This is a genomic window from Pseudomonas parafulva NBRC 16636 = DSM 17004 (assembly GCF_000730645.1).
Lineage (GTDB): Bacteria > Pseudomonadota > Gammaproteobacteria > Pseudomonadales > Pseudomonadaceae > Aquipseudomonas > Aquipseudomonas parafulva.
Genome location: NZ_BBIU01000027.1, coordinates 51,470 through 67,276 on the forward strand (window position 1 = coordinate 51,470; position 15,807 = coordinate 67,276).

Annotated in this window: 20 protein-coding genes; 2 read left to right on the top strand and 18 right to left on the bottom strand. The window is 57.3% G+C overall.

Annotated elements, in window-relative coordinates:
• Window positions 1-293 precede the first annotated feature (293 nt).
• The 17 genes from PPA02S_RS23065 to PPA02S_RS17140 form a co-directional block, all read right to left on the bottom strand.
• Window positions 294-1,868, bottom strand: a complete 1,575-nt coding sequence (locus PPA02S_RS23065; RefSeq protein WP_154660105.1) for a hypothetical protein — start codon at window positions 1,866-1,868, stop codon at window positions 294-296.
• A 266-nt stretch (window positions 1,869-2,134) separates the two neighbouring features.
• Complete coding sequence (locus PPA02S_RS23365; RefSeq protein ID WP_345940169.1) at window positions 2,135-2,770, bottom strand: tail assembly protein; 636 nt, start codon at window positions 2,768-2,770, stop codon at window positions 2,135-2,137.
• Window positions 2,719-3,333 (bottom strand): tail assembly protein, encoded by a 615-nt coding sequence (locus PPA02S_RS17065; protein ID WP_028635518.1) that lies wholly within the window; start codon window positions 3,331-3,333, stop codon window positions 2,719-2,721. Before PPA02S_RS17065 ends, PPA02S_RS23365 begins: the two co-directional genes overlap by 52 nt.
• Complete coding sequence (locus PPA02S_RS17070) at window positions 3,333-3,695, bottom strand: hypothetical protein (RefSeq protein WP_028635519.1); 363 nt, start codon at window positions 3,693-3,695, stop codon at window positions 3,333-3,335. Before PPA02S_RS17070 ends, PPA02S_RS17065 begins: the two co-directional genes overlap by 1 nt.
• Before the next feature lie 11 nt (window positions 3,696-3,706).
• Window positions 3,707-4,297: a tail assembly protein gene (locus tag PPA02S_RS17075; protein WP_028635520.1), complete on the bottom strand. Its 591-nt coding sequence runs from the start codon at window positions 4,295-4,297 to the stop codon at window positions 3,707-3,709.
• Window positions 4,298-4,706: 409 nt separating this feature from the next.
• Window positions 4,707-4,904 (bottom strand): hypothetical protein, encoded by a 198-nt coding sequence (locus PPA02S_RS17080; protein ID WP_028635521.1) that lies wholly within the window; start codon window positions 4,902-4,904, stop codon window positions 4,707-4,709.
• 129 nt (window positions 4,905-5,033) lie between these two features.
• Complete coding sequence (locus PPA02S_RS17085; protein WP_028635522.1) at window positions 5,034-6,191, bottom strand: phage major capsid protein; 1,158 nt, start codon at window positions 6,189-6,191, stop codon at window positions 5,034-5,036.
• 81 nt (window positions 6,192-6,272) lie between these two features.
• On the bottom strand, window positions 6,273-6,503 hold the full coding sequence (locus tag PPA02S_RS17090; RefSeq protein WP_028635523.1) for a helix-turn-helix domain-containing protein: 231 nt from the start codon (window positions 6,501-6,503) through the stop codon (window positions 6,273-6,275).
• 3 nt (window positions 6,504-6,506) lie between these two features.
• Window positions 6,507-7,796: a tyrosine-type recombinase/integrase gene (locus tag PPA02S_RS17095; RefSeq protein ID WP_028635524.1), complete on the bottom strand. Its 1,290-nt coding sequence runs from the start codon at window positions 7,794-7,796 to the stop codon at window positions 6,507-6,509.
• Between the two features lie 235 nt (window positions 7,797-8,031).
• The gene (locus tag PPA02S_RS17100) at window positions 8,032-8,325 is read right to left on the bottom strand and encodes a hypothetical protein (RefSeq protein ID WP_028635525.1); all 294 of its coding nucleotides are present in this window, start codon (window positions 8,323-8,325) and stop codon (window positions 8,032-8,034) included.
• Window positions 8,325-8,753 carry a hypothetical protein gene (locus tag PPA02S_RS17105; protein ID WP_028635526.1) on the bottom strand — a complete coding sequence of 143 codons (429 nt, stop codon included), beginning with the start codon at window positions 8,751-8,753 and terminating at the stop codon, window positions 8,325-8,327. Before PPA02S_RS17105 ends, PPA02S_RS17100 begins: the two co-directional genes overlap by 1 nt.
• Before the next feature lie 469 nt (window positions 8,754-9,222).
• The gene (locus tag PPA02S_RS17115) at window positions 9,223-9,573 is read right to left on the bottom strand and encodes a hypothetical protein (RefSeq protein WP_169338825.1); all 351 of its coding nucleotides are present in this window, start codon (window positions 9,571-9,573) and stop codon (window positions 9,223-9,225) included.
• A gap of 111 nt (window positions 9,574-9,684) precedes the next feature.
• On the bottom strand, window positions 9,685-9,972 hold the full coding sequence (locus PPA02S_RS17120) for a hypothetical protein (protein ID WP_028635529.1): 288 nt from the start codon (window positions 9,970-9,972) through the stop codon (window positions 9,685-9,687).
• Between the two features lie 3 nt (window positions 9,973-9,975).
• The gene (locus tag PPA02S_RS17125) at window positions 9,976-10,266 is read right to left on the bottom strand and encodes a hypothetical protein (protein ID WP_028635530.1); all 291 of its coding nucleotides are present in this window, start codon (window positions 10,264-10,266) and stop codon (window positions 9,976-9,978) included.
• On the bottom strand, window positions 10,263-10,460 hold the full coding sequence (locus tag PPA02S_RS17130) for a hypothetical protein (RefSeq protein ID WP_033728213.1): 198 nt from the start codon (window positions 10,458-10,460) through the stop codon (window positions 10,263-10,265). The genes PPA02S_RS17125 and PPA02S_RS17130 overlap by 4 nt, the downstream gene beginning before the upstream one ends.
• Window positions 10,457-10,903 carry a hypothetical protein gene (locus PPA02S_RS17135; protein WP_028635531.1) on the bottom strand — a complete coding sequence of 149 codons (447 nt, stop codon included), beginning with the start codon at window positions 10,901-10,903 and terminating at the stop codon, window positions 10,457-10,459. The genes PPA02S_RS17130 and PPA02S_RS17135 overlap by 4 nt, the downstream gene beginning before the upstream one ends.
• Entirely contained in the window at window positions 10,900-11,073 is a 174-nt protein-coding gene (locus PPA02S_RS17140) for a helix-turn-helix domain-containing protein (protein WP_033728218.1), read from the bottom strand. The genes PPA02S_RS17135 and PPA02S_RS17140 overlap by 4 nt, the downstream gene beginning before the upstream one ends.
• 190 nt (window positions 11,074-11,263) lie before the next feature.
• Between PPA02S_RS17140 and PPA02S_RS17145 the strand changes: the two genes are divergently transcribed.
• Entirely contained in the window at window positions 11,264-11,815 is a 552-nt protein-coding gene (locus tag PPA02S_RS17145) for a hypothetical protein (RefSeq protein ID WP_028635533.1), read from the top strand.
• 7 nt (window positions 11,816-11,822) lie between these two features.
• On the opposite strand, the gene PPA02S_RS17150 is transcribed toward PPA02S_RS17145, so the two are convergent.
• Window positions 11,823-13,037 carry a site-specific integrase gene (locus tag PPA02S_RS17150; RefSeq protein WP_028635534.1) on the bottom strand — a complete coding sequence of 405 codons (1,215 nt, stop codon included), beginning with the start codon at window positions 13,035-13,037 and terminating at the stop codon, window positions 11,823-11,825.
• Between the two features lie 379 nt (window positions 13,038-13,416).
• On the opposite strand from PPA02S_RS17150, the gene PPA02S_RS17155 reads away from it, so the two are divergent.
• A complete protein-coding gene (locus PPA02S_RS17155; RefSeq protein ID WP_028635535.1) occupies window positions 13,417-15,633 on the top strand; it encodes a TonB-dependent siderophore receptor in 2,217 nt (738 codons plus the stop codon).
• Window positions 15,634-15,807: the final 174 nt, after the last annotated feature.

Consider the following 15,807-nt stretch of genomic DNA (forward strand, 5'->3'; position numbering starts at 1 on the left):
CTCACGACACCTATGGCCTGATACGTGGAGTGGCGCTCAGCAGCCCCCTGTCGCCGTCGGTACCCCTGTCCTGAGGACACCGATCCAAAAGCGGTGTGATAGACACCGCTCCTGCGTTGCCCAATAACTCATAATCCTGTGGTCCACGGTTCGAGTCGTGTGGGAGACTCGAACTATGCTCGGAAACCCCTGTATTACATATCTACTGTGTTAAGGGCTTAAAAACCTACTCACAAATTTACTCACAGTATTGCATGGTTGAATAGCAACAACCTAGGGCTTAAGCTGTGTATTCAGTTTTCATTAAAGGCTACGTCGACTGGGTCGTTGATTTCTCTTATTGGAAACCCTATCGAATAATAGTCTACATAGTTGTCGCTGATTCTAGCCCTTTTCAAAATGATGCGATGGAGGATTAACTTGAGCAGTTTGGTATCTCTGATTAAAGCGATGTAATCTCCGTCATGTAGTTGGTTGCCATGTGCAGCGTCATTCCGTCGCTGCCATGCTGCCTTTTCAAGATCCCCCAGGGTTAATCCCATTTCTGTAAAAAAACGTTCGGATTTCAATTTTAGAGATATTTTGTTTCCCTGATTGAGTTTATCCATTAGCATCTCTAATTCGTCGGCTGGTAATTTTATATCCTTCGTTGCATTAAGTATGAGTTTTCTTATCTCCTTATATCCAGCTTTACTTGTAATGCGGGTATTAAATTTCTCTCCTTTTTTCTTTATGTAATTCTCTTGCATGCTTTCAATCAAAGCCCCAAAGTAGGCTGGCGCCATATGTACTGGTGCAGTTACGGCGTGCCAGTAATTCCAGCTAAATGATTTCAGATTTAACTCTTCGTAGCTGTCGCAATAGGCGTTAACCATCTGCTCGACTACCTGAGATTCTGGCATTCTTACTATTTTTAGGCAGATTGGCGCGGGTGGTAAGGCATGGACATTGAAGGCTCGGCCGTCCATTGAGTACGCCTCCCTTGCTGAAAGCTGGAGTCTTCTATTGTTTTTGCAGAACTTTGCATGACCTATATGAACGATGGGGAAGCCAAGCACAAAAGAGAGTGCTTCTCTAATTTTTTTTCGAGTAAGATCGTCAGGATTGCCACGATATAAAATGTATCCTGGCTTTAGTTTTTCTTCTATTTCTTTGTTGCGTGTACAACCGACAATTGTACGGTAGCCACAGGCGTTAATTTCTATACTGTGAGAGCTGAGTCCCTCCCGATCACTAATATCTACCAGTTCAAGTGTGTTACTCCTTCCAAATTGACGTTTGGAAACCTTTTGCACTAAGTCCGCAGTGAAGCCCGGCCAGATGTAAGAGCGCATGTCGATATTCGCTATCCAGTCGAACGTTAGTTCGACATCGTCTGGCCTGTCATCGAAATATTCTAATGTATGTATCGAGCTTAATTGTGTGGTTATGGTCTCTCCATTAGTGCATGTTGTGCTGGTGCTCAATATGGCTATCCCGCTCGCTTTAGCAGTTACTTTGCTGAAGCCAGTAAATTCGATAAAGTCATTGTTTTCATACACCGTCCCTGCCTCAATAAAGTCTTTGTCTTGTTTGGGTAAGGTGCTTGATGCTGTTTCGATAAATATTTGAAGTTTTTCATCTCTCCAGATTTTAAATTTTGTAATTGGGTGCAATAGTTTTCCTGGGTTTGTTATTTCTATCGCGTTTTCTTCGCTCCAAGGACCTAGCTGTTCCCATTCCCAAAAAAGCATAAATCCCTCGTTTTCGTCTGGTTTCAATTCGCCCTGGATTGTAGTTCGGAATCCGATTCCTTCTGCGAGATCTTTGGTCGCAATGCGCCCGCAAGGCCTCCCCCATTCGTGTCCTTTTTCTCCAGTGGTGCCCATGCCCCTGGATGGGCACCACTGAGGGCACGAGGGCACGACTGGGGACCATGGGTGTGGCAGTGTTGCCGTCTTGGACCACGAGTGATCTATACAGCTGGGAGAATTACCCTCAATGTAGGGTATTTTAGAAGTGAGCCATGGTCACATTTAAGGACCCCTATCGATGCGCGCAGCCTTGCTCACATCTCTTAAGCGCGCCGTTACCTGAATGGGGTCCTGCCGAGCCAGGGGTATCCTCAAAAGTGAGGACACCCTTTGCGAAAGGTCTATTGCTGGTCTTCGGCCATAATGCCGAGGGAGAGATGAGCAGAGCCGGTGGTCATCTCGCCGTAGCACAGCGGTACCGGGTTGCCTTGGGTTATGGTGTTCTTGATGCCTGTGAAGTTGTAACTTGGCCGGTTGTAAACTGATTCGCTGCTGTCGATCCTGGCCTGCTGGCCGGTGACCATCTGGGCGACACCGCCGATGGCCAGGGATAGGCCGAACATAGCGGAGGCGCCAGCAAAGCTGCTGGCAGCCAGCGCGCCACCCCATCCGCCTGCACCTGCGATAGCGAGGCCGGCCACGCCGCCAGTGGCAATGGTTGCCGCTGCCATCAGCGCGATCCCCAGTACGACCGGCGCGATCAGGATGTCAGCAGCACCAGGGGGTGGCCCAGCTCGTCCTGACCGATGTTGCGTTTGCCGTGGAACACCGCGAACCTTGGAGCTGACCAGATACTGCTTGAAGCCGGGTAGCAGCACGCCCAGCGCTCTGACTGCCTCGGCCGCTGAGCCTAATGCTAGGCGGTGCACCTTCCCAAAGCGCTCACCCAGTTGGCCGGACAGTTTGATGGTTCGAAGTCGTTCGCTTATGCCTTGTCCTGCGCCTCGATCGATGCCGAGATGATAGCTCCGCCCCAGCGGCGTTCACCGATGCAGATCGGGACGGGGTTACCGCTGGCGGTGGTGTTTTTGGCGCTGCCGAACGCGTAGGACGGCAGATTCTCCGGAGCGCCACTCTGTGATAGCCCCCGTGCCTGGGGGCTTAGCATCTGCATCACGCCCCCAGCTACGTTCGCCGCGCCTGCGGCGTACATAGCGCTAACAGCCGGGCCTGAGAAATATCCAAACGGGTTAAAGTAGGCCAGGGCGATGAGCACCACCCCGGGGACCGTCTGCAAGCCGCCACCCCGCTTGCTGCCTCCAACCACCGGAACGATACGCACCTCAGTGGCGCCGCCGCGCTCGAAGTCGTCTTCTCCGACGTTCTTTCGATTACGGAATATCGCGAACCTCATGCCCAGCGTTTCTAAGCGCTTAATCTCTTGCTCGAATCCTTCCAGCGTTGCCTTCAAGGCTCGAAACACCTCCCAGGTGTTCTGGCTGTCCAGCAAGTAGTCCTTCTTGCGGAAGAACTTCCGGATCAGGGGGCCGGACAGGTAGACGGTGGTCATGGTCGGATTGCTTTGGACGACTGCAGCCATCAGAAATTCTCCAATTCGCGGGTTGTATGTTTTACGCCCAGGCGCCGTGCAAGCATCTCGCGGCACTGCAACGCCTCCAGGCGGATTGCGGCCTCCCGGGCCGGGTCGGGCCTCCAGGTAGGGGCATAGATGACCTTGTATGCTCGCGCTCCACGCATAGTGCCTCGGAGAAGGTCAGCGGAGATCTGCGCCTCCTCCTCTGTGAAGAAAACGCCGTCAAGGAGTGCGTGGCTGCCGTCCTTGACGTGTTGCACATTCCACAGCGAATAGCAGGGGCCGCCTTCATGCAGAGTGAAATGCTCCGATTTGCATGCTTGAGCGAACCGCTGCTGAAAGGATGACTTTGAAATTTCGGTGGTCATGTGTGCCTCGTCTACAGCTGGTCTTGTGTGTAGATGCCGCCAGACTCCACGGCCCCGCCGATCTCCCGCTCGCCGTACAGCACCGGGTAGGGATTGCCCTGGGCAATCGTTGTAACCGCCCCGCCGAATCCATAGCTGGGATTGTTGCCGTCTTCGTTGCGGTCCAGGGCGCCCGTGTTGGGCGTAGGTGAAAGCATCTGCACTACGCCCGATGCGGCCATAGCAGCTCCGCCAGCGATCATTGCCATGCCCACGGTTGAAGTGCTTCCGCTCCAGTCGTACATCACACCGACAACGATAAGAACTGCGCCCAAGATCGTCTGAAACACGCCGGCCTGCTTACTGCCTTGGATGATCGGCGCGATTCGAATAACACCTACATCGTCACCTTTGAGGTCCAGATCGTCTGCAGAGAGATTCCTGGTACCGGAAAAGACGGTGAACACCAGTCCCCTTTCCTCGCTTGTGGCCAAGAACTTTTCGAAGCCTGGCACCATGTTGCACAGCGCTTGGATGGCATCCCGCGGGGTGTGCACATCGAGGATGTATTGGCGGCCGAAACGCTGGCGCAGCACGCCGTACAGCTTGATCTTTCGTTTCATCGGCAACTCCGATTATTGAAGGTTTCACTACAGAAGCCGGCCCTGCAGATCTTGGCGACGAGGGTGCAATTGATCCCACTACTCATTGGATAACCTCATAAATTTGCGTAGTTAGTCATTACAGAGCGAGGGCAGGCGAGCTAGACACGCCCGGCTGCTGGCGATCCTTGCACTTAACAGGGGGTGTTAAAGCTTTAACAAAACGATGTTAAAGGTGTTAAAGGCTTTAACATCCGGGGGGGCGGTCTTAATCGGCTGCGGCCCGCGTCATTACAGGCTTACAGCCCCACACACGTTCGGCATGGGTGTTAAAGTCGCTTTAACATTTTTTTGTTAACGGAAAAAAATCTGTACGTGGGGTCGGGAGCGGTCTAGGTCAGCGGACCTTCCAGACTTTCGACCCGCCCCCTCAGTAGGTCGGCGCGATGTACGGCGGCGCCGACCGGATCTGCTCCAGCGCTTCTGCTGCGCTCAGGCCGCTGGCCAACAGTCGATCAATCTCTTTGCTCAACCGCTCACGCTCCTCCATCTGGCGGAGCAGGGCGCGACTGTGGGCGATCTGGTTGAGGGCTCGTTGAACGGGTTTGGGTAGATGGGCATGGCTCATGGTCTTCTCCGGTGTGAATGAAAAGGCCCGCGGGTGCGGGCCAGTGCCGGATCACCCCACAAAGGAAAGAAGGGCTCCGACTGCTGCGGTTAGGAGGTCGTGGCACTCACAGCTGACCCACGCTTGCGCTTACGGAGTCGGCGCATCGGTCAGCGTCACCAGGCGAGTGGCCGTAGGAGCGAACACAGCCAGGCCAGCGCGCAGCTCTGCCAGGATGGTCACCATGTTGCGGCGGAAGTTGTCGCCGTCGTGGCGGCTGGCCTCCACGGTAACTTCCTGACGGTCCAGCAACGCGGCCACGCTGGTATCGAGGATCAACGCCTCGCCCTGCGGCATGCCGTTGGTGACGACTACAGGGGTGCCCCACAGGCTGGGCGGCGCTGGATCGCGGGGCGTGCCAATCACATACTGGCCGTCGCCATCCTCGGCGCGCTCGCTCTCGATGGCGAACCAGTCACGTGGGTTCATCACGATTACGTTCGGGTTCCAACCCTCGGCCTTGAGGTCAGTGAGGGCCGCGCCGATACGGTCAGCTGGCTTGCCGGTGGTGATTCCAGCGGCGGTTGCCTGCTTCTTGAACCCGAGGATTTCACCCGCGCCGCCGTCGCCGTTGATGAGTTCGGCTTCCAACTTCTGGCGCACGCCAACGCTCATCAGCGTGTTGATCTGCCCCTCAAGCTGGTCATTGTCCTGCAGCACCTGGAGGCTTGCCGGAATCCAGGTGGCAAGGGTGGCGATCTCAGCCCGCTCCATCTTGGTGGGCATCGACCCTTCGGCCTTCTCCTCACCTTCTTCTTTCTGGTAGGCCGCGCCATTGATGTAGCCGTCGAGGCGAACGAACTCGTAGGTAGCGCTGGTGACCGGCACAATCGGCAGCACATCCAGCAAGCTCAGCCGCGGCTGCGGAATGCCACGGATGCCGGCACCATCACGCTGCGGGGCAGTTGGGTAGCTGGTCGAGCCAGTGACGCCTTTGTTGGGATTGGTGATGGCTGCGCGGACGCCCACTTTGCAATTGATCTGGCCGGTGGACTTCATACCGCTGCGGAAGCCGGCGATACCATCAGCGGCTACGACCTGGGCAGTCACAGCATTGGAGTCGGTTGAAACGTCGTTGGCGCCTCGGCGGGCGCTGACATTCACCATCTTCTGCTCGATTTCTTGGAGTCGGGCGCCGAACTCGGTTTGCTTCTCGGCTGAGGACGATTTGAAGTCGGCGATCTGCGTGCCGATGCTTTGGAGCGTTTGATTCAGCTGGGTCATGTCCTGCTGATAGGGATCTGGCATGGGGTTCTCCGGGGTGTGTAAACGATGCCGTCTACCCTATGCGCGCACGCACACCCCGGTCAGCGGTTAACTTCGGCGTCCTTAGTCGGTAACCGTCGCAAAGCGCACTATGTCGGCTATTTTGTAGAACCGCCGATTGCCCCGGCGCACGAATGGCAAGGGCGAACGACCCTCGGCAGCCAGGCGGCGCAGGTAGCTGGGGGCATATCCCAGCAGGTCTGCCGTGGCCGGTTCGGGTACCAGGCCCCCAATCAATGGCGTGATGCCGGCTTGGACCAGCCGCTCGGTAACGTCCTGTTCAACGTCGACCATGACTTACATGCTCCTCTGTGATGCATCCGGGTTTGCGCCAGAGGCCTCGTGGTCTGTGGCTTGTGGCTGTTTTTGCGAAACTTCGTGTCTCGGGTATGTCTCGCCTGTAAGTGCGTTCAACCCGAGTCGGTCTAACTGGTCGTGCCAGCGTTCCAGGGCTTGGCGCTTGAGGGCTTCGGCGGTGGTGTGGATGTAGGTGGCATCCATGTTGCGCAGCGCGTGGTTCACCAGCATCTCGCCCACCAGGTAATCAACACCCAGGTCCATCCAGCAGGTGCGGGCGACCTTGCGCACGTCATGGCTGGTCCACTGCCGGTCGCTCAGTTCAGCAAACACCTGGCTGGCTGCCGTGGCGCCCAGTGGCCCACGTCGGCTGGCTGGGAACAGGTAGGCACCTTGGTAGCCTTGGGCAGCCTGCTGGGCCTGATAGCGGCTCAGCAGTGCGCAGGCCTGGCGGGTCAGCGGCAGGGTGTGGTTCTGCTTGGTCTTGGTGTCGTCAGCGGGGATGAACCATTGACCGGCCTGCAGATCGACGTTGCGCCACAGCGCGCTGCGCGTCTCGCCCAGGCGGGTACCGTGGCACAGCATCATCAGCACCAGCAGGGCGTCAGCGGGCCGCGCCTCGCTCCAGTTCGCCAGCTTGGCCAGCAGGTCGGGTAAGTCCCGCTCTCGCAGCCGTGACGACTTTGGCTTGATCCGCACCGCCACGAAATCCCCGAAGCGCAGCGAGCCCATGGGGTTCTGCTCGATCATCCCGAGCCGGTGTGCCTTGCGCATGGCCACCGCCAGCACGTTGAACACCAGACGCACGAACGACAGGGCGTAGCGCTCCTGCAGTGGCCACATCAGGCGTTGATCGAGCGTGGCTTTGCTCACTTCGGCTAACGGCAGGTCATGCAGCCGGGGCGCTAGGTGGCAGGTGATGGCCGACTTGGCGCCGGCCTTGCGCTTCTCTGATAAGTTGCGGTCGCGCAGCATGCGGTCCAGGTACCAGTCCAGCAGCTCACCGGTACGACTCCAGGTGCTGGTCAGCGAGGTGGCCTCGGTGTCTATGGCACGGCGTGCCAGGATGGCCGGCAGGGCGGTCAGCATGGCCTTAGTGGTCAAACTGGGAAAGTCGCCGGCCTTTCCCCACTTGCCCCTGACAACCACGTGCCAGGCGCCCCGGGTACGGTCGACGGTGGAATAGCGAAAGCGCAGTTCGGGGTAACGCGGGTCACGCAACTGGCGCACTGGCTGGCCGGCCTGCTTACGGATCTCGGCGTCAGTGATGATGATGTGCTTGGTGGTCATGCTTGCTCCTCAATGTGAGGGTGTCGTTTCACCGAACGAGACCCTATGAGCCGACTCGGACCAAATGAGCCGATTCGGATCAAGGCGCCTCTGTGGTGTGAGAGCCAAGGTGTGGTGTTCTGGCGGAAAGCAGTCTCTCGGAAATAAATCCGAGCCAGGTCGGAAATAAATCCGAGTCGTAACCGCCTGCTATCGGCGGTGGCTTGACTGTGATAACTAGGCCAGCGTTTGGCGTTCATGGCCCCACCTCCGCACCTGGCCACCGCACACGAACGTCGGCCAGTGCTTCGTCGCGGGTGATCGGCTCGCTGATCATCGTGAACGGCCGGCACCCCGGTACCAGCACAGTCCAGTTGCAGCGGCGCTCCAGGCCGTCGTTCGCGGCTAGTTCCGCCAGCAGCGCCAGCCGGTGGGCTTTGATGTACCGGCGTATGTCGTCGGTGATCAACACCTTAGGGCCGACCACTACCCGCATGCCCCGCTTACGCACGGAAAGGCCCTGGCCGCGCAAAAAGTCGACAGCTGCCATCACAGCTCCTCCTCGTCGGGACCGACTTCCAAGTCATCGGTTAAGGTGCTCAAACCCGAGAGCGCAGCCCCAGCCGTAGACCTTGATGCGCCGAAAAATTCGGGCTCGTTCTTCAAGACATTTAGGTGCTCATTCGGAGAATCTTTAAGGTGCTCAACCCCTGGCACGGTCAGCACCCACCACCAAGACCCGCCACCCCTGCGCCCCTCTTCGCCATGCCGCACGGCCTTGGCGCCCACAACCTGCTGTGCTCGGCGCACGCTCGCCCAGGCGCAGCCGCTGGCTTGAGCGGCCTTCTTGATTTCGCTTGTCGGTACCGGCCCGCATGCCAGCAGATCCAACAAAAAACGCTGGGCCTTAGCCTGGCCTTTGGAGAGAAGGCCGTGGGTGCCGCCTTGCTCGGATTGTTCGCCGACGGCGCGCTGCATTTAGCTGCACCCCGCGCCGCTTTCTGCACCCCGCTGGCCGGCTGGCAGACAATCCAGCGCCAACTGCTGAGGGGCGTTGTCTATGACCAACCTCAGGTGACCGCCGAGCGTGCTGGCTTGGGCAGCGAGCAATTGCGGCTTTACAAACACTGCGCACTGTCGGCAACACCTCGCAGCGGTCCACGGAAGCCACTCGAACACCAGAAACGTGTAACCGCCAGCACGCTTGCACCCGGCGTCGGTCAGCGATCCGCACCGGGCTTGTTCCGTCGTAAATCGGCTCATTTCAAATCCCTGTGGTGGTAATAGTTATAAAGGGGCCTAGTTTTTGAACCTGAAAACCCATCGAAACCGCCCACAAGGGCCCATTTTTTGAACCGTTATCAGCCCTTGCATGGCGCCTGGACTGTGGAACGGTTCAATTTATGAACCCTTGCTGTTCAAAAACTGAACCCGGTAAACGACCAAATCATTCGCTCAGCTTCCTCATCGGCGTCGGCGTTGGGCCAATCTCCAATTGCCGGCCAGGGCATTCATGGATGCGCAGCCAGGTAAGGGCATACAGCGCGCAACGTGCTCCTTCGCGACCTTTCATGTTGGTCCGGGTGCGAACGATCAGATTCCGCTCCTGCAGCCCCTGCAGCGATGCCGCCAGCGTTGCCTTGGCCATGCCGCCACGCTCCTCCATCATCGAGTGCGTGGCCGCTAGGTCGCCGTTGTTGTTCCCGCGGTACTGCGAGAGCAGCAGCATGAACACCTTCAGTTCGGAGCCGGTCATGGTCAGAAAGTCGGGGTGCTCGCCCAGCAGCCTAGGGATCATGTACGCGCCACGACCTCCCCAATCTGAGTCGCGGCGGGTTTTCCTTTTGGCCATTAGCGCCTCAGTTCTGGGCCACTCATGCGTGGATCGGACTGCGGGGCCTTGGTTGCCTTAGCCATGGCTCACCCCCAGCGCGCTGGCGTCAGCAAACGTTCGGCAGACCTGGCCGTTGTTCACCGCGTGCCAGTAGGTCAGCTCGTCCAGCGAGTCGATGAGGCGAGCGGTCACAACCGCATCAGCGCTACGCAGAACTACGCGCCCGCACTTAGCGTCGGCCTGGCTCAGGAAAGGCCCCAGCAAGGCCCGTTCTGCCTTCGGGTGGGTCACGTAAAACAGCTCGGTGGCTTTCTTCGGGCAAGCCGATCCTGTCAGCGCCAAGGCACCGTTTTTATCGAACATGGTTTAGGCCCTCGGCGTGGTGGAGATCAGAGGATCAGCGTCAAGGGTTGCGGCCAGGCTGGATTCGAACTGATCCGCGTAGCGGTCCAGCTTTTCGGACCAAATGGTTAGATCGGCAATGCCTAGGTGGGCCAGATCCTTAGCAATGTGAGTGCCGGGGGTTTTGTCGATAATCATCGTGAAGACAGCGTGCGCATTGTCGAACGCCTGTTGCACGTCGCGCAGGTCATCCAGCGCAGTCCATGCCGCCATCTCGAGTTGAGTTGCTTTGATGCAGTTATGTGCACATCTCATTGCACGCCCCCTTGTGCTTCCAAGGCGCGGGCTTGGTCCATGTGGTGGTTGTAGCGCTTCAAGCGCACAGACAGGGACGAGTTTGCGCGGAGGGCTCTCAGAGCCATCTTGCGATGGGCCTGCGCACGGTTCTGCTTTTCCGAGCCGCGGTCATTTTTGATGCCGGCGTTGTGCTGGCTGGAACGTTCTGTCACGATAGTTTCCTCTCGTTGGTGCTACCCAATGCGATTTCGCCGGAAAGGTGCTGCAACACCTTCTCCTGCAACTGCTCCACTGACTCAGCGCCCTGTGTCGTTTCCATTTGGCCAGGGCGCTGCGTTAACTCCCATAGCTCTCCATCGATCGTCACTCCGACCCATTCCGGCTCACCCTCATGGGCGATATGCCGAATCTTTCCGAAAAGCGCTCGGTTTGTTGCTTCGCGGATCTCCAACCAATGATCGTGGTCTGCCGACGTTCCTACGGTTTGAGGACTGGCCCACTCCGGTAACTCGCTCCTAAGTCGCATCTCGTTGATGACCGACCACCACATGCTCGCCTTGCGCCGCTCAGCAGTTATCAGATCCGCAAGCTTATGCCGCTGACCCAAGCTCAGTGCCACCACGGCCTCGGCCGGGACGGAATCCACCTCATTCACCGGCTACTCTCCTTCGCTACACGGTTGATCCATACTTCGAGCTCTTTCACCAAGATCAATCGGCGCTTTCCCGACTTGAACGCCTGCAGTTCACCTTTAGCGATAGCGCTGTAAATAGCGCTCCGGCTGTGGCTTGTCAGTCGAGCCGCTTCCTCTGGGCCGACTGCCATGGGTTGAGTGATCGCTGCGGTAGTCACTGAAATCTCCTCGTGTATTGAAGTTTGTGGACACGATAGTCAAGCGAATGCGATGTGTCCACATTTTTCTTACACTCATGGATTCGAAAGGACACCCATTGACACGTATCGACACAGCGCAATGTCTGTGACATGCTGTCGCGAACGGATTGAGGAGATCGGTATGGCAAAGGCCCCGGCCAACAGAGTCAAAGCGGAAACCCTATCTCTTAGGGTTTCTCCAGAGTTGAAATTTGGGCTTGAACTCTTGGCTCGCATCGAAGAACGTTCTTTAACAACTCAGGTTGAGCGAGCTCTGAAGGAACTATTCAACACAGTCAGAATGGATAGTAGTTACTTGGGTGACTACACGTTTTCATATCCAGTGAGTGATGAGCTCTATTTTTTGGACGTGCTTGGCCTAATCTATAGCGTGGATTCGCCTACAAGGCTCATTAGAACCGCAATCATGATGCCTCATACACTCTCGCAGAGAGAAACGGCGATACTGCGGTTCATACACGACACTACAGAGTTCAATGGGGATGATAGTGTTTATTTCTCATTGCCCAGTGATGACGAAGAGTTATTGAGTGCTCTAACTAAGAATTACTTCAGAAATAAGCAGCCGCTTGATATGAAAACTGTCAGAAAGAATTGGGCAAAGATCAATGATGTAATTGATTTCGCGCTGGAGCACGGTCACTATCCGCCAGACAGTCCGTCCTGGGACTGACTAGGGACTAGAGCAACTCCACGGCAGCCGCCTTTGTATCAGGGGCTAAGTGGGCATATCGCAGGGTCATCTTTATGTCCGAATGGCCTAGCAGGTCGCGCACAGTGTTCAGTGGGACGCCGGCCATCACTAGGCGCGATGCGAAGTCATGCCGCATGTCGTGCCAACGAAAACCGGTGATCCCGGCTCGCTCAAGTAGCCCGTGCCATGCGCTTTTTACATCCTCAAGCCGACCACCATCAGATGATGGAAATACAAATCCAGACTTCTTTCCGCTTTGCTTTTGCCACTCCTGAAGCGTCTCGAGTGCTTCCTTGTTCAGCGGAATGTGGCGAGTTTCATTGGTCTTGGTTGAGTCGCCGATTATCGTAATAGTCTTGGTCGAAAAACTTACTCTTTCCCATTTTAGATTGAACAGCTCGCCGCGCCGGATACCGGTATTGAGTGATACCAAAACCATTGGTTTTAGATGGTCGGTGAATGCTTTTCCTGCAAACGAAGGAAGTTGTATTTGTCCTCTGCCTGCTCGCCACCTATTCGCGCTTTCACGTTCTGCCCGAATATCATCCTGACGATCATCCAGAGTCTTGCGCAGTTGCAGGTTTTCGTCAGTGCTCAGGTAACGCACGACTCCTTTGCTGTCGACCTTAAGCTGTCTGAGTTTAACCATTGGGTGAGTAGTGATGACTTCCCATTCGACCGCTCGACTGAATACTCCGCTGATGCTGCCCATCTTCCGATTCACCGTCGCCGGCTTGTTACCAGCCTGCAGCCACGTCGTGCGGATCTGCTCCAGCTCTCGGCCGGTGATGGCGTCAATGCGCTGGTGCATGATCGTCTCGAAGTTATTGGCTAGCGTGTGGGCGGTCTTCTCGTAGCCTCGGTGGTGCGCCTTGAACCAAGGCAGATAGGCGTCGGTGATGAATTCCAGCAGGGAGGGTAGGGTGGCTCCTCGACGGCCCTGTGAGACGGCTGTGGGCTCGCCATGCTTGCGAGCCTCGGCAAGGTACTGGGTTGCCTCCTGGCGGGCCTGCTCAAGGGTGAGGATACCCACACGGCCAAGTGTCTTCTTGCGGCCTCTGGCCCAGGTCACGACATAAGACCTCGCACCTGCGGCGGTCACGCGCACGAAAAGCCCGGTGATCGTAGTGTCGTGCACTTCGTACTCGCGACCGGTGACCTGCAGGCCGGCCAGCAACTTAGCTGTGAGCTTTTCTTTCACTTCGTCCCCATGGGTGCATTGTGGGTGCAGAAATGAATATACGGGGACGTCTGGCCGGACGCAACCGGACGGAAAGTCCATATAATAGGGGACTTGGCCAATAGCCGCTGGAGTGTAAATGACCCTCCTAAGGGGAAGGTTGCAGGTTCAATTCCTGCCTGGGACGCCATTTTTCACGTGCACTGCACTGCACGCCTCGCACGTTCCAGCACTTCTCATACCTATCCCCCAAAACTCGCTCTCCGGGCGCGTTCTCGATTCTGTCGAGGCCAACCCCCGCAAAAAGCCAATATCAATAATGAGATTGATTAGCATTAGTAGTTGATTTTCATGTAGATTCCCGCACAGGATTTTTACCTGCACAAGGAGTCAGCCCGCCATGCCCCCGTCCATCAACCCCGCCATGACGTTCACCCTTGGCCTCTGCGCCTGCGTTTTCAGCCCCTTGCCCCTGGCGGAGGAGGAGGGCAAGGCCAAAGGTGCCGTGATGGAGCTTGGCTCTACAGACGTGGTCGCCACCAGCCTGGGCAGTACCACCGAAAACAGCGGCTCCTATACCACTGGCAGCATGAGTGCAGCGACCCGCCTGAACCTCTCGGTCAAGGAAACCCCACAGTCTGTATCGGTGATATCCCGCCAGCAGCTGGATGACTTTCAGCTCAATACGCTTTCGGAGGCGCTGGCCCACGTCACGGGTGTGACGGTTCAGCGCAATGACTCGGAGCGCCCGAGCTATTACTCGCGAGGCTACGCGATCAACAATTTCCAGATCGATGGCATGCTCAACACCTTCTCTGGGCTCAAGTCCGACTCGGACACCATCATCTACGACCGAATCGAGGTGGTGCGGGGTGCCACCGGCCTGACCACAGGCGCGGGCGACCCGTCGGGCACGATTGCCATGGTGCGCAAGCGCCCGACCCATCAGTTGGCCGTCAGCAGTGGCGTCAGTGCCGGCAGCCATGACAACTACTACAGCTACCTGGATGCCGGCGGCCCATTGGGCTGGGACGGCCGTTTGCGCGGCCGCACGGTGTTGGCCTATCGCGACAACAAATCGTTCATGGACAAGTACGCCATCCAGCGGGAGGTTGCCTATGGCGTGCTTGAGGCCGACCTGACCGACAGCACCGTGCTGGCGCTGGGCTATGACTACCAGAACAAGCATGTGCAAGGTTCCTCGTGGGGCACCGTGCCATTCTGGAATGCCGATGGCAGCAAGGCCAAGCTTCCCAGATCGACCAACCTCACCGCGCCATGGTCTTCCTGGCCGTTGAAAGACCAGACGGTGTTCGCCACCCTGGATCAACGCCTGGCCAACGACTGGTCCATGAAGCTGGCCTACACCCATCGGCAGACCGACAGTGACGGCAAGGTTTACTACGGCGGCAACGGTTTCCCCGAGGCAGACCGCAGCGGCATGCGCGCCTGGTACGCGCATTTCGGCGGGCAGGAGAAAATGGACGCGGTCGATTTCAACCTCGCCGGCCCCTTCCCGCTATTGGGTCGCAGCCATGATTTCATGATCGGCTACGGGGAGTCGAAGCGGCGCAACAGCGAGCCTTATTTTGTCGACCTGCCTGTACCCGAGGGCTATGACCGGATCCGTGACTGGAAGTACATGGGGTCGATCCCCAAGTTCCAAGACATAGATAGCGGCCTGGACGGTGGCCGTTCCTATACCCGGCAGAAGGCCGGCTACATCGCCACGCGGCTGAACCCCACAGACCGCCTGCACTTCGTATTGGGTAGCCGCTACGGCAGTTGGGAAACCCAGCGCCGGGACTGGGCCTACGATGACGCACTGAATGTCAGCGAGCAATCCACCAGCAAGCAGACGCAGAACGACCAATGGACCCCCTACGCCGGTGTGCTCTTCGACCTGAGCGAACAATTCACCCTGTACGCAAGCTACACCGATATTTTCAACCCGCAGACGGTGAGGGACGTCAACAAGCAGTACATCGAACCGGTGGTGGGCAAGGTGTACGAGGTCGGGCTGAAGGGGAGCCTGTTCGAAGAGCGGCTTAACCTGAGCACGGCGGTGTTCCGCAGCAAGCAGGACAACGTGGCCGAGCAAGATGACTCCGTGCCGCCTGATGGCGACGAAATCTTCTACAAAAGCGGCGGTAAAGGCATCGTTGTGGAAGGGTTCGAGGCCGAAGTGGCAGGCGAGGTGATGACCGATTGGCAGATGAGCCTGGGCTACAGCTACACCCATGCCGCCACGGCGGAGAAAAAGCGCAAGAATACCGAGCAGCCTTTGAACCTGGTGCGCTTCTCCAGCACTTACAAAATGACACCTGCCTTGACGGTGGGGGCGAGCTTGGACTGGCAGAGCGATAACTTCCGCATGGGTAACCGCCCGGTCGGTCGTGAGGGGGGCAGGGTCGTTACCACCCGGGACAAGATTGGGCAGAAGGCCTTTTCAGTGGTGGGGTTGATGGCTCGCTACCAGATCGATGAGCACCTGGCGGCTTCTTTCAATCTGAAGAACCTCTTCGATGAGCATTATTACAACAACGTGGGGTTCTATAACGGGGTTTATCAGGGGGAGCCGCGGACGATGATGGTGAGTCTGGACTGGCGGCTGTAAGCGGTTACTGGGGCCGCCTGGCGGCCCATCGCAGGTATTGCTCGCTCCCGTAAACCTTTTGTGGGGCAGTCCATACTGTGGGATCAACTGTCTTCCGCAAAATCTGAATGCTGGTGCAATTCACCTTGTGGGAGCAACTGTCTTCCACAAGATCTCAAAGTTGGCGCAATCACT

What these genes read in the sequence shown, in the direction of transcription:
- PPA02S_RS17115 (WP_169338825.1), bottom strand. Translation starts at nt 9,573, where the DNA reads ATGATCCCTAGGCTGCTGGGCGAGCACCCCGACTTTCTGACCATGACC.
- PPA02S_RS17085 (WP_028635522.1), bottom strand. Translation starts at nt 6,191, where the DNA reads ATGCCAGATCCCTATCAGCAGGACATGACCCAGCTGAATCAAACGCTC.
- PPA02S_RS17120 (WP_028635529.1), bottom strand. Translation starts at nt 9,972, where the DNA reads ATGTTCGATAAAAACGGTGCCTTGGCGCTGACAGGATCGGCTTGCCCG.
- PPA02S_RS17095 (WP_028635524.1), bottom strand. Translation starts at nt 7,796, where the DNA reads ATGACCACCAAGCACATCATCATCACTGACGCCGAGATCCGTAAGCAG.
- PPA02S_RS17105 (WP_028635526.1), bottom strand. Translation starts at nt 8,753, where the DNA reads ATGCAGCGCGCCGTCGGCGAACAATCCGAGCAAGGCGGCACCCACGGC.
- PPA02S_RS17145 (WP_028635533.1), top strand. Translation starts at nt 11,264, where the DNA reads ATGGCAAAGGCCCCGGCCAACAGAGTCAAAGCGGAAACCCTATCTCTT.
- PPA02S_RS17065 (WP_028635518.1), bottom strand. Translation starts at nt 3,333, where the DNA reads ATGGCTGCAGTCGTCCAAAGCAATCCGACCATGACCACCGTCTACCTG.
- PPA02S_RS17080 (WP_028635521.1), bottom strand. Translation starts at nt 4,904, where the DNA reads ATGAGCCATGCCCATCTACCCAAACCCGTTCAACGAGCCCTCAACCAG.
- PPA02S_RS17155 (WP_028635535.1), top strand. Translation starts at nt 13,417, where the DNA reads ATGCCCCCGTCCATCAACCCCGCCATGACGTTCACCCTTGGCCTCTGC.
- PPA02S_RS17125 (WP_028635530.1), bottom strand. Translation starts at nt 10,266, where the DNA reads ATGAGATGTGCACATAACTGCATCAAAGCAACTCAACTCGAGATGGCG.
- PPA02S_RS17100 (WP_028635525.1), bottom strand. Translation starts at nt 8,325, where the DNA reads ATGGCAGCTGTCGACTTTTTGCGCGGCCAGGGCCTTTCCGTGCGTAAG.
- PPA02S_RS17070 (WP_028635519.1), bottom strand. Translation starts at nt 3,695, where the DNA reads ATGACCACCGAAATTTCAAAGTCATCCTTTCAGCAGCGGTTCGCTCAA.
- PPA02S_RS17140 (WP_033728218.1), bottom strand. Translation starts at nt 11,073, where the DNA reads ATGGCAGTCGGCCCAGAGGAAGCGGCTCGACTGACAAGCCACAGCCGG.
- PPA02S_RS17090 (WP_028635523.1), bottom strand. Translation starts at nt 6,503, where the DNA reads ATGGTCGACGTTGAACAGGACGTTACCGAGCGGCTGGTCCAAGCCGGC.
- PPA02S_RS17075 (WP_028635520.1), bottom strand. Translation starts at nt 4,297, where the DNA reads ATGAAACGAAAGATCAAGCTGTACGGCGTGCTGCGCCAGCGTTTCGGC.
- PPA02S_RS23065 (WP_154660105.1), bottom strand. Translation starts at nt 1,868, where the DNA reads ATGGGCACCACTGGAGAAAAAGGACACGAATGGGGGAGGCCTTGCGGG.